This window comes from Portibacter lacus (assembly GCF_021533215.1).
GTDB classification, from domain to species: domain Bacteria; phylum Bacteroidota; class Bacteroidia; order Chitinophagales; family Saprospiraceae; genus Portibacter; species Portibacter lacus.
The window spans coordinates 39919-51677 of record NZ_JAJNKA010000011.1 but is presented as its reverse complement, the minus strand read 5'-3'; the positions used below and the strand labels follow the sequence as shown (position 1 = coordinate 51677).

The window sequence follows — 11759 nt, the reverse complement described above, 5'->3', positions numbered from 1 at the left end:
GGACTTTTGTGTAAATCATCACATTATTGCAAGGACTCTTGCGTAATCGATCTTACTAAAGTGTCGTGGATCACGTGGAATACGGTCAACAATTCTAATCGATTGCTCACCTAAGTGGAAGCCTGAAACAGCAGCCCTCACTTCAGATTCTATAGCTTCATCCCTAAGTTCTAGAACAATCACACCATTCATAAACGTACCTATTGCGACCCCAGCAACCTTACTCAGTTGGTATTCAATAATAAACAAGGACTGATAACCTTCATCGGATTTGATCAACTGGCTGCAGCGACCATTTAAATATAGTGCTCCATCGACTAATCTTCCGCTATCTCCAGTCCTATGCCATATCCGGTCGCCATCCTTTATCTTATTCAGTCGAAATGCTTCATCACTATTGTAATAACTAACCAGGACATGGGGACCTTTCACAATGATTTCACCAAACGCTTCCTCCCACTTTCCCCAACCTTCCGCATCTAATTTGATTTCGTCATCTGTCATCCGAATGATCTTGAGTTGAATTTCTGGATGAGGGTTTCCTACTCCAAGTCCGTTAACATTGACCACAATATCCTTCATGGCTATGGTAGAAATAGGTTCTGCTTCTGTACTTCCATAAGCAACCATGCATTCGGCTTCTTGGAAAGCTGTCTGGATTTTCACTGCTACATCTGGAAACACTGGTGCGCCGCCCGTTAATACCTTTCGAATATCCGTTTTTTCTTTCTTCCCATCGGCTAAGCGCTCTACAAAATAAGGTGAACCAATAATCATAGTCACCCGATCTTTGGTCAGTGATCGGACTAAACCCTCCACATCCATTTCCTCTGGCTTCTTCTGATTAAACACTGGAATAACTCCTGTTGCACCAGTTCCTAAAATTGACAATAAAACAATAGGTAAAGTAACCAAAGCTACATCTTCAGGCCTTGCGCCAATTTCAAACTTCAAAATCCTAAATTGCTCTGCTAAAAAATGATGCGTCCGATTCGCCGCTTTAGGTAGTCCAGTACTCCCTGTCGTAAACGTAATTAATGCCGTATCATTTATATTAACTTTTTCCGCAGCAAATGAAATAGGCCTAAGTTTTTTTGGGATAGATAATTTTCTATTTATACTTCGATATGGTGAAATAAGGTAAGCTAACCAAAGGAATTTTCGTGGAGCAATCACCACATCGACTGGCACAACTTCTAAAGCTTTCTTCATTCTTGCTCGATCCGCCCACTCATCTACAAAAACTACTATTGCACCCAAGCTAAATAAGGCAAGGACTGTTTCGTAAAGCTTAATAGACATTGGGATAAATACCAGAACTTTCGTTCCTTTTCTGATTCCTTTTTGAGAAAGATAGTTCGCAATCGTCTGTACATTAATACTTAAATCATCGTAAGTAATTACTTCTTCTTTATGTGAAATAGCAATGTGATCCGGGTGCGATTCCGCCGCTTGGAAAAAGATACTAACCAAGTTGGACATCTTAAGGCCTTCTCTTCTTAAGTACTTCCCCTTTGATATTGGCTAGATTCTTATCGAAAATCGACTTGATTCGATAGGCGGCAAATTTCATTTTAACGAGATCTATAAAACCTGGGGTTTTTATAAAATCAAGTGTAAACATTACTTTGCAACCTTCATCTGTTGTACGATATATCTGCTCTGTGGCAAGATTCGGGGTATTGATTCCTAAGTTCTCGAAATTGTAGCAACTAATCTTACGATATTCATTCGGTTTTACTTCTAGCACTTCCTCTTCCCAATTAAATCCAGTATGATCTTCCTTTGTATAGCAAATTCGCTTAGAACCAACTTCTCCATCTGGGATCACTGCAGAATTTATAGTCTCGATAAATGCCACGAAAACAGACCAGTCTTTAGCATTTTCAGAATCACCTAAATAGTCAAAAGCAATTTCACACGGCATTTCGATGTCTACAGCTGATAATATTTTTTGATCGTAGGGAGAAAATTTGTAGGCCGCAAAAGATACAATTAGGAATAGCAAAAGCACAGCCAGGAAGACTTTTCTGAGTGTTGATGTTACTTTTGTATCCATGATTTATTGTTCAGTTTAAGTTGCAATAACTCATAACTTCGGAGGAAATTGCCTGCGAAGCTACTCGAAATATACGTAGAAGAATTGGAAATTAACATTAATGCATGGATTCCTTTTGTAAAATCATCTTCAATTACATTCTTCATCACTAGCGAAGAAAGTACATTTCCCATGCCTTTATACTGATCATCCAAATCCCTTGCCAATGTTTTAACAACAATGGTTTTATCCACTTTATCGTGCAGGTTTTGGTAGCAAAAAATAAATCCAACTGGCCTATTATCCACCTTCGCTACTAAAGTATATCGAGGATTCATGATGGATAAACTAGGCATCATTTTCATTACAAATGCTTCTTTCGTAATCGGGCTGAATAAGAAATTGTTCGAAAAGGATGCATTGCATAATTCTGCCAAACCCTCTAATTCCCGCGTCGCATTTTCCATATCGAACTCATGAAAAGAAACTCCTTGTTCAATAAAAGCTTCATATTTCGGCTTGTTTTTCTCCCAATTATCTGTCAGATTTTCCGCTTGTTCTGAATAATATTGAGCCAGCGTTTCGAAGCCATAACCCTTATATAGGTCAATGTAATATTGTGGTGTATCGACATCAAGCAAGAACGGTTGAGCATTAGAAGTGGATACTAAGCGGTATTCATTCCACGTATTTCCATTAATAGGACCTATAATATTACTTAGATTGACTTCCTTTGCTTCTTTTACAACCGCATCCATTAAAATGTTGAAAACTCCCTGATCATTTACACATTCGAAATTCCCTATGGTTAAAGCTTGCTCAAGCTCTATGGTGTGGTAGGGATTTATATACAATGAAATTTTAGCTAGGATTTCTTTTTCATTATACACTTCGAAACAGCAATGAAAGAACTCTGTTTCTGAACTAGGACATGTCGCTTTCTTAAGTACTTTTATCATATATAACTGGTCGAGTAAAATTATTCCACGCTTAAAATCATCTTTTGTTAAAAAGCTTTTACTCCTTCACCATTCTTTCTACAGTTCCATTTCCAAATCTTGCAAAATACACACCACTGTTTAAACCCGCCATATCCACTTTATTAATTCCTTTCACAAGCGACTTCCTTAATAATTCTTGACCCAATTGGTTATATAAAAACATCATATCTTCAGAAGGAGAATCTACCGTTAATTCCCCATTAACTGGATTAGGATAAATCATCGTTTGTCGAGCATCGTAAACCACAGAGGTAATATTTCCGTAAGTATATTTTCCGTCATCATCGACTTGTTTTACGCGATAGAAATTTCTTCCAGGTGTCGGATTGCGATGGATAAATTCATACCACCTTTCTGATATTAAATCTTCCTCTCCTAAAATTTTGCCGATTGGCTTGAATGTTCTTCCATCTAAACTATGCTCTATTTCAAAGTGAGCATTATTGATTTGATGAGCTGCAGCGAAGGAAATTTTCACCTTATTATTCAGCACTTCAGCCTCAGTATTCTGAGCCCATTCTACTGGAACGGTAACCGAAACTCCAGTCCAAGGCGTTAAATCAGTTACTGTTTCCCACGCTATTTCTTGCATCACTAAAGCCTGTGCAGTTGTGGGCATATCTGTAAAAGCTGAGCCCCATTGGTTGTTAATACTTTGCGTGAGACCAACAGGCGATTCACCGTAAACAGTTGCATACATAACACAAGCGACAAAATAATTCCCTGCGTTCGTTAAATGGATATCATCCGCAAATAATTCTGTAACAGCTGCGATGCCAGGTACATTTCCATCATTAATTTCAGTCGTCAAATTGTAAAATGCCTGCCCAGCTGGCACCATCCAAATCTCCGTGTCCGTTGGGTTATCATCGCGAACACTTGTAACAATTCCTGACCACAGTGGAAAGTCTGCTAATAATCTTGGATGCCATAAAGTGGTGCTATTCGCAGAGTTGTCCCATGCACAACCATTTTCAGCATTCGGTTCTTCAGATGGAATTCCAGAGTTGATGCAATGCCATGTTTCGTAAAGATAGAACTTCACTGGGTTGCTATTATTGTTACTTTTAGCATAACTATAAAAGTTATTCGCATAATCATATGTATCGCTATAACTTAAATGATTCTGCAATGGAACCGCTTCCGTAATAATTAATGTGTTGTGATTTCCCGCAGGAAAAGCATCTACGTAGGGTGTTCCTTGAGATGTCTCGTGGTTATTATAATTCCATTGTAATGGCGCTCCAATTCCTATCTGGCTATCATAACTTGTGGTTTTTCCTGCATCTTCGGCAAGACCTTGAACCATCGCTGGCATATCAAAATTAACTAAACTATGTCCAACATAGAATGGATAACTCTCCTGGGAATTGCAGAAAAAACCCGAAAGCATGGCTAATACAAGAACTGTTTGTCTAATCATTTTGTCTCATTATTTACGATAGAATATTTAACCCAGGGGATTGAAGTGGTTTAAAAAATGATGTTAAAATACTTTGTAGCTACTTGTTTATCATAACGAAACAACTATCGAGATTCATAGCCTTAGTTATGATCTAGAAAGTACTGAAGTATTGATAATCAATGGCATGCAAAGGAATCAACAATATGTTTTTAAATCACTTCACCATAAAGATATAGAACTTCTAAGTCTAATGCTTGACTTTTTAGTTGATTCACAAAAAAAAGTAACGCTTTATGATGCTGATGGCGACAACCTCAACTCATCATTAAAGGCAATATTTAGAGCATTCTGAATTTTATACACCGAAAAGATATAGACCTAATACGGCACAAAGCGGAATCACTAAATTATCATAACCTTTAAAGCTCACAGCTTCACCAATCGTGGTTAATATCCCAATAACGATAGCACATAAAATCATGATCGCGGGATTCACATTGCCAAAGTAAAACATTCCAATTGCCGATATGATAAGAGCAATAATGAAAAAGCCTATGGACCCAGATATCGTTTTCGAATTATTAAAAATACTGTAGGGTTTGTACTTCCATTTTCTGCCTGCAAATTCTGCCATCGGATCGGCGAGAGCAAGGATAAGAATCGGAACAAAGAAATAAATATACTTGCCTAACCAATATTGAATCAAGTAGCAAATCACTACAACAACAGGATAAAGCGTACTTCCCCTAGATTTTCGATTGATGGCATTAATCGATGGCATCAGTCCCACCCTTTTGCTTACGGTAAGCACAATGAAAAAACTCGTACAAATTAAGATAAGATCTAGAGGAGTCTTGAAATAGAATGGAAAGGACATCACAATGATCCCTGTGCATACATGGACGAACTTCCTTGTATAACCAACATTTAGTTTTAAAACTCGGTATCCGATCTCAGCGATAACAAATAATACGAAGAATATGGCTGAGAAGATTATTATGGTTTTAAAATCAATAGAGGACAGACTCATTACTTAAGTATTAGCTTTTGCATATCGAAAATACTATTTTTTCAGAACATTAAGATCTATAGCGCTTTTCGAAGTCACCGCGCTTATTTTTGTTGACTGTGCTTTTTTAGCGATATCACCAATCTGGAAAAGGTGTCGCACCTACGGAGCTTATTGGATTTCCTATTTTACTGCTACAAAGGGGCCATCCCGCTGGGGTTTTAAATAAATGTTGTTCTGATGACTGCGCGCTCACTCTTGATGACAGCGCTTTTTTAGCGATGTTATCAATTTCCCAGGGCATTTAGACTCGAAAGCCAAGCGATGGCAAAAGGACTTCGAAGCTAAATGTTGAAGCCTTAAGTAATTTCCTAGTAATCCATGATCATTTGATAGGTTGACTGCAGGTCAGGCTATCAGATCATGGAGCGTCAAAAGGTTCAGGTTGTTTCCAACACAAACTGCTTATAGAAAAAGCCCTCATCTCGATCTTTCCAATTTGCTCGATCATCTTCCCGACTCAAACCTTCCACAACTTCACTCATCTGACGTTCTACCATTAAATTCCAATACGCAAACCTAGAACCTGGATTTGCAATATTCACCAATGACTCCGCGGTCGAAGTGAAAACCTCTTCATCCATGTACTCGAAAATATTTGAAAGATTGAAACGATCAAATTGGCCATACTTCACCGCTGCATCTTGCGCATATCCATATTCTATTTCTAATTTATCCAGATTTCCCCGCACATTTTCATAATTTTCTTCGCGAGCATAGAATGGCAAATAACTTCCGAAATTTCCATTCAAACAGTAATACAATATTGGGTTCTTCTGAGCATAAATTGAACTTAAGTGGTTCTCTGCTTTTTCGAATATGGTCGTACTTACATCCACATCCACTTGCTCCAAAAAAGCTGGATCTCTTCCAAGCCAACCCATCACTAGCTTGCTAAAAAACACTCTAAACAATAATCTCCATCGCCAAGTATTCCATTTCTGATCATAAAACTTCCGCTGATCTGCAGCCGATTTCTCTTCGAATAATTCTTGAACCTTCTTACGAGAATGAATTAATGGCAACAATTTCGTCGCAAAAGTTTTTAGGTATTTTTCAAACTTCCCATTATAAATGATACCCTTTTCTATTTCTTCCTTCTTACCATTCCAGTAAGTCCTCGCTTCTGCAGATAGATCGTCTCGAAACTTCATAAATGTTCGCCATCGTCTTGAATCATCTTGAAATCCAGCGAATTTCACAAAAGCATCCTGATCCAAATTTTGAATTGCAACCTTCTTCAGTTCGGTAAGGTAAAGTTGAGGTTTGTTAAGATCTATCGCCACCACGATTTTCGGATTCGTAACTAGCAACGCCAGAGCATTATCACCGGCAGAAGCAATAGACAACACTTTATGTTCATGACAAATGTCTAAACCCTCGAGCAACAATTTCGGATCCTCCCACACATTCGCATACCGAATATAACTATGATCCACTTCGTCTAGATGCTTCTCACTCATTCTTTCCGATTTTAATAACACCCGTTGATCCATCCATTTCCACGTAATCTCCCGTTTTCAACCGCTGTAACAATCCATCGATCGCAACAATACACGGGATCCCTAATTCACGAGCGACGATGGCCGAATGACTCAACAAACTTCCTCGCTCAACTAATATTCCTGCAGCAGATGGAAACAAAGAAACCCAACCTGGATCTGTGCTACTCGTTACCATAATTCTACCTTGAAGATCATCGATCTGCTCTGGTGAATGCACTACACAGACTTCGGTTTTCACGATTCCTGGGCAGCATGCAATCCCAGTAAGGTCGCCATCTCCAGCTTCCAGTTGTTTCCCTGTAAATTCTAAATTCTCATTAGCCGAGCCATAAGTCACTATTCTTTCAGGCACATATTCGTCTTCTCGATAAACGGCATATTCTTTTTTTCTTAGGTCAATGTTTTCCTGGAGGTTCAATGAAACAGCCGTCCCTTTGATAAAATCAAATATTTCTTCCTTCGTCAAATAGAAAATATCACGATAATGATGAATTAATCCTCTTGATTCAAACTGAACACCCATAGAGGAAAAGATCTGTCGAACGATCCCAAAACCCCGCGTCCGCTCGAATCTCAGATTTTCTCGATTGCTGACCAATTCTCTTGTCTTTTTCATGAAATAGTTAAAGATTCGCTTCTTGAAAAACTTACCTCCTAGCTTTTCCTGCACAATCTTATTGGCCTCCATTTTCAATGCTTCACTTTGACTATTCTCTAGTGCTTCCAGTGCTTTTGGATTCTTAATATAGGATTGTAGAATCTTTACAAACTTCTCTGGAGCTTGATTATACGAAATGGTTTCCAGCTTCAATTCACCCAGACATCGTTCTCCATATTTCTTTAGGTATTCCAATATCTCCTGATGAATTTCACTGCCTTGGATTTTCTCCCATGCCTCTTGTGGACTGCCTTCAAACTGCTTTTTTAGTTTTTCGTTTCCTAGTATTTTCTTTGCAAGCAACAAACTTTGAATCATCGGCTGGGTAGAGATAATATCGTTGCTAAACGCCAATAAATCATTATGTAAATGAGGATGATCTTCCCCGATCCACTTACCTATCAATTTCTGGAAAACTCCGAAGTAAATCATAGCGAAAAAATCATTCACCAATGGCGGATCCCATTTTTCTGTAAGAATGGTTTCGAAAGTCTTATAATGATTCATTAGTTGCTCAGGCGCGCATTCATCAAAATCAATTGCCTGATATTCCTTTACGGTTTTGTCCAGAAATGCTAGGAATTCATCTCGTTGCCGCGGTAGTCTACGGAACGTTTTAATCATCTTGAATACCGTTCCTAGAATTCTAAATCTCGCCCTCGTCTTTCCACCTTTATATTGATCTTCTAATTCAAATTTCTCCTTCACGCCCATCATGGTTTCCATGAATCCAGCATTCAATTGATATCCAGGAAGCAAAGCCAAGGCACGATACCAACTTCGCAAGTTATAGTACACTCGGCCTCTTAGTAGACCAAGCATGTTCTCATAAACTTCTGCATTGTCTTTTAGCACTTTCTCTTCGATCCCAAGCAATCCACTAAATTGCTCATATACCACTCGGTACATTTCCCTAATAAATGAAAAAGTAAGTGGAGTGGTGACACCTGGGTAAGATTCAATGATATTAGAATTATCCCATATTATTCGTGTTCCTTCTTTAACCTTAAGGTTGGTTATCGGACGAGATTGCAATATATAAAGTTGGTCTTTCTCATATGCCCATTCCACGTCCTGAGGAAATTCGTACAGCTCATTAAGCGCTGTCAATGTTTTCACCAACTCATCAATTTGGCTTTTCGACAAGCTTGAATTCTTCGCTTTATCTGGATCAGTTGCTTGGATTATCGTTCCACCTTTTTCATCATCTAGAACAATCTGCTGTGTTTTATTGGCAATTTCTTCTCTGTCAATGTTGCCGTCTTTTATGAAATAATTATCTGCGTTTAGCTCTCCAGAAACTAGGCCCTCGCCCAATCCATACACTGAGGAAATCAACATTTCTCCTTCGATCTGAGAAACTGGATTGACTCCAAACATCACTCCTGAGACCTCTGCATTGACCATTTCTTGGATAATTACACCCATTTTTATCTCACCTTCTATCTTATTCTGCTTCCTGTAAAACTTGATTCTATCTGACTCCGCTGATGCATATACGGCATGAATCTTTTCGATCATTTCAGACTTTCTCACGTAAAGAAAACTATCAAATTGACCTGCAAAACTAAACTCTGCTCCATCCTCACCGACTGCGGATGATCGAACACTGAAGTAGGTACAGTCTTTATCCAATTGACCTAAAATAAAATCTTTCTGCTCATCTACCTTATCTTTTGCCTCAGCCGGAATTACTTTTAAAGTAGGCACCTGAAAACCTTGTTCACTTAGGAAAACAAGCTGTTCAGCCTTTCCACCAATATCATCACCTTCGAAAATCAAATATTTATTCATGATAGAAAAGTTATGATTCCGGGAATTCCGCCCAGTGTTCCATACATCAGTAAAGTCCAGACGCCTGACATCAATTCAAGTCGCTTAGATAAGGCCTTTGTTGGGTTGCGAATGTACTGGACAGCCAATAATATGCACGCTAGCAACACAAATCCTAAAACGTAGTAAGAAATTACCGAAAGCCCTGCATAATAGCATGCTGCCGCCGCAATTCCAGCGGTCACAACCAACATCAGAATCCATAAACGAGCGCCTTTCTGATATCCCAGTAATCCGGAATAAGTGACGACGCCCTCTTTTTCAAGTTCAGGCGCTTTTAATTTCCTTCCCACTTCCAGAACAATTCCATTGAAATAAGATACTCCGAAGAAAAACAACAAGCCCAAATGTGGTTTCGCTCCATCTAAATACCAATCCAATCCACTTGCGTAAATATCAACCAATGGGATTATCATCATGTGCGACGCTGCGTACGCCCACATGTGTTTGTTCAACCAATCATGCGCGAAAAACTCCACGGTCATCAATGCCAGGTAAGCCATCACGATCACGTAGATCATAAACATGGATGGATGGACGATTAAAATGGCGATGACCTGTATCGCTAACGCTACGGCTCCCATCCATTTCAGTTCTTTAAAGGAAATTAAACCTCGAGGAACGGGCAACTCACTTCTATATTTCCTGTCTGTTTCTGCATCTTTGAATTCATCTAAAACCCTGACTAGAAAAAACAAACAAAACGTGGTGATGAAACCTACGATCAGATCATCCGTTGCGATAAATCCTTCTACGTCTCTGCAAATTCGACTGTACGAAATCGCTGAAAAGGTAAACATCAAAATCAGTGGCCCATGTCCCAAAATTGGAAATCGTTCCTTCTGATATATCATAAATCTCCTCCAAAATGGAAGTTCGTTTTCGTTTGTCATCTTCCTAGTTTTTGGTGCGCCGAGACAAAATGGCCCGAAGCAATTGCCGCGCATATCGACAGTTCACCTGCCAATGCTAATGCACAACAAATTTCAGCAAATTTTCGTGCCTTTCCCGCTCCATAACATTCCATTATTTCTAAGCACTCTCGTTGGGTCGGTAGTGATGTTCCACCACCAACTGTTCCGACGATGAGATTCGGCATCGTTAAACTGGCATATAGATTTCCATTCTCCGTCACCTCCATTCTGTTCACCGCAACGATAACTTCAGAGATGCAAGCGACATCTTGTCCCGTAGCTATGAAGAGTGCAGTAAGGCCATTCGCAATGTGTCCTTGTGCGCCGATGCTTCCGAGTTGTATCAAACTTACCGTCGAAGTTTGCCAGTAATCAGCCATCATTTCTGGTGTCGACCTCAGGGTCTTTTCCACCACTTCTCGAGGTATTTCAACTTCGGACACCACTTTCTTTCCACGCACATTTTGGAATGACTGATAGTTCGATTTCTTATCTCCTGACAAGTTACTTTCTACGTACCAGACCTTAGGTTTGATGGGCGTATTTTCGATAATGTAACTACAAATTTCCGAAGTACAAAAGGTCACCATATTTTGACCAGCTGCATCGCCTGTATTAAATTCGAAGATCAAATTGACTTGATTCCCTTCTATGTTGGTTTTTAAGTTTCTAAGTTTCGCATAGTTACTAGACTTCGAAGTAATTTCTTCGAATTTTTCATATTGATGAACTACCCAGGCTAGAAATTGACCTACACCAATAATGTTCTCAAACTTAAAAATAGGACTTCTTTGCACCGACTCTGTTATACATATCGATCTGATACCGCCTGAAATACTTGCTGCTTTACAACCCCGATTATAACTAGCTACTAACGCTCCTTCTGTTGTAGCAAGAGGGATAAAAAATTGACCTGAAGCTGCAGTGCCGTTAACGAGAAGTGGACCAGCAATTCCTGTGGGGACTTTAGAGAAACCGATGAAATTTTCGATATTTCCTTTCAGCTCGTTCAGATCATCTATTCCAGCATTATTAGATAGATTCTCGAAAGGGAGGTTGTGTTTCTCTTTGAGATAATCTAGTCGCTTATCCTGGCCCTCTTTGTTATAGTGATCACGATTCCATATCCGCTCTAATTCATGATCTTGATTCTGCTGTTGGATGATTCGTTGGATTCGTTTATCATCCTCAATTTCCTGCATTAGGATCTTAAGATTTCGATAGTCTGTACTCATGTTTAGGCTTGTTCGTTGTTCTATTAAACTAAAATTACATCCAGATTTAGTATTTAAAGTTAAAAGAAAGTGTGTTGGTTTGCTAGTTTAAAGGAGTGAAA

General features: G+C 39.1%; 9 protein-coding genes. All 9 read right to left on the bottom strand.

Features of this window, described 5'->3' with window-relative positions:
• Window positions 1-18: 18 nt before the first annotated feature.
• The 9 genes from L2586_RS17405 to L2586_RS17365 all read right to left on the bottom strand — a co-directional run bounded on the left by L2586_RS17405 (window position 19) and on the right by L2586_RS17365 (window position 11658).
• Window positions 19-1473 (bottom strand): AMP-binding protein, encoded by a 1455-nt coding sequence (locus L2586_RS17405; protein WP_235294213.1) that lies wholly within the window; start codon window positions 1471-1473, stop codon window positions 19-21.
• A gap of 10 nt (window positions 1474-1483) precedes the next feature.
• Window positions 1484-2059, bottom strand: coding sequence for an SRPBCC family protein (locus tag L2586_RS17400; protein WP_235294212.1), 576 nt, complete (start codon window positions 2057-2059; stop codon window positions 1484-1486).
• Window positions 2044-2997 (bottom strand): hypothetical protein, encoded by a 954-nt coding sequence (locus L2586_RS17395; RefSeq protein WP_235294211.1) that lies wholly within the window; start codon window positions 2995-2997, stop codon window positions 2044-2046. The genes L2586_RS17400 and L2586_RS17395 overlap by 16 nt, the downstream gene beginning before the upstream one ends.
• A gap of 58 nt (window positions 2998-3055) precedes the next feature.
• Window positions 3056-4462, bottom strand: a complete 1407-nt coding sequence (locus L2586_RS17390; protein ID WP_235294210.1) for a T9SS type A sorting domain-containing protein — start codon at window positions 4460-4462, stop codon at window positions 3056-3058.
• Between the two features lie 337 nt (window positions 4463-4799).
• Window positions 4800-5474 carry a diacylglycerol/polyprenol kinase family protein gene (locus L2586_RS17385; RefSeq protein ID WP_235294209.1) on the bottom strand — a complete coding sequence of 225 codons (675 nt, stop codon included), beginning with the start codon at window positions 5472-5474 and terminating at the stop codon, window positions 4800-4802.
• Between the two features lie 419 nt (window positions 5475-5893).
• Window positions 5894-6976: a DUF3419 family protein gene (locus tag L2586_RS17380; RefSeq protein ID WP_235294208.1), complete on the bottom strand. Its 1083-nt coding sequence runs from the start codon at window positions 6974-6976 to the stop codon at window positions 5894-5896.
• A complete protein-coding gene (locus tag L2586_RS17375; protein ID WP_235294207.1) occupies window positions 6969-9470 on the bottom strand; it encodes a PEP/pyruvate-binding domain-containing protein in 2502 nt (833 codons plus the stop codon). The genes L2586_RS17380 and L2586_RS17375 overlap by 8 nt, the downstream gene beginning before the upstream one ends.
• The gene (locus L2586_RS17370; RefSeq protein WP_235294206.1) at window positions 9467-10402 is read right to left on the bottom strand and encodes a UbiA family prenyltransferase; all 936 of its coding nucleotides are present in this window, start codon (window positions 10400-10402) and stop codon (window positions 9467-9469) included. Before L2586_RS17370 ends, L2586_RS17375 begins: the two co-directional genes overlap by 4 nt.
• Window positions 10399-11658 carry a hydroxymethylglutaryl-CoA reductase gene (locus tag L2586_RS17365; protein ID WP_235294205.1) on the bottom strand — a complete coding sequence of 420 codons (1260 nt, stop codon included), beginning with the start codon at window positions 11656-11658 and terminating at the stop codon, window positions 10399-10401. The genes L2586_RS17370 and L2586_RS17365 overlap by 4 nt, the downstream gene beginning before the upstream one ends.
• Window positions 11659-11759 lie beyond the last annotated feature (101 nt).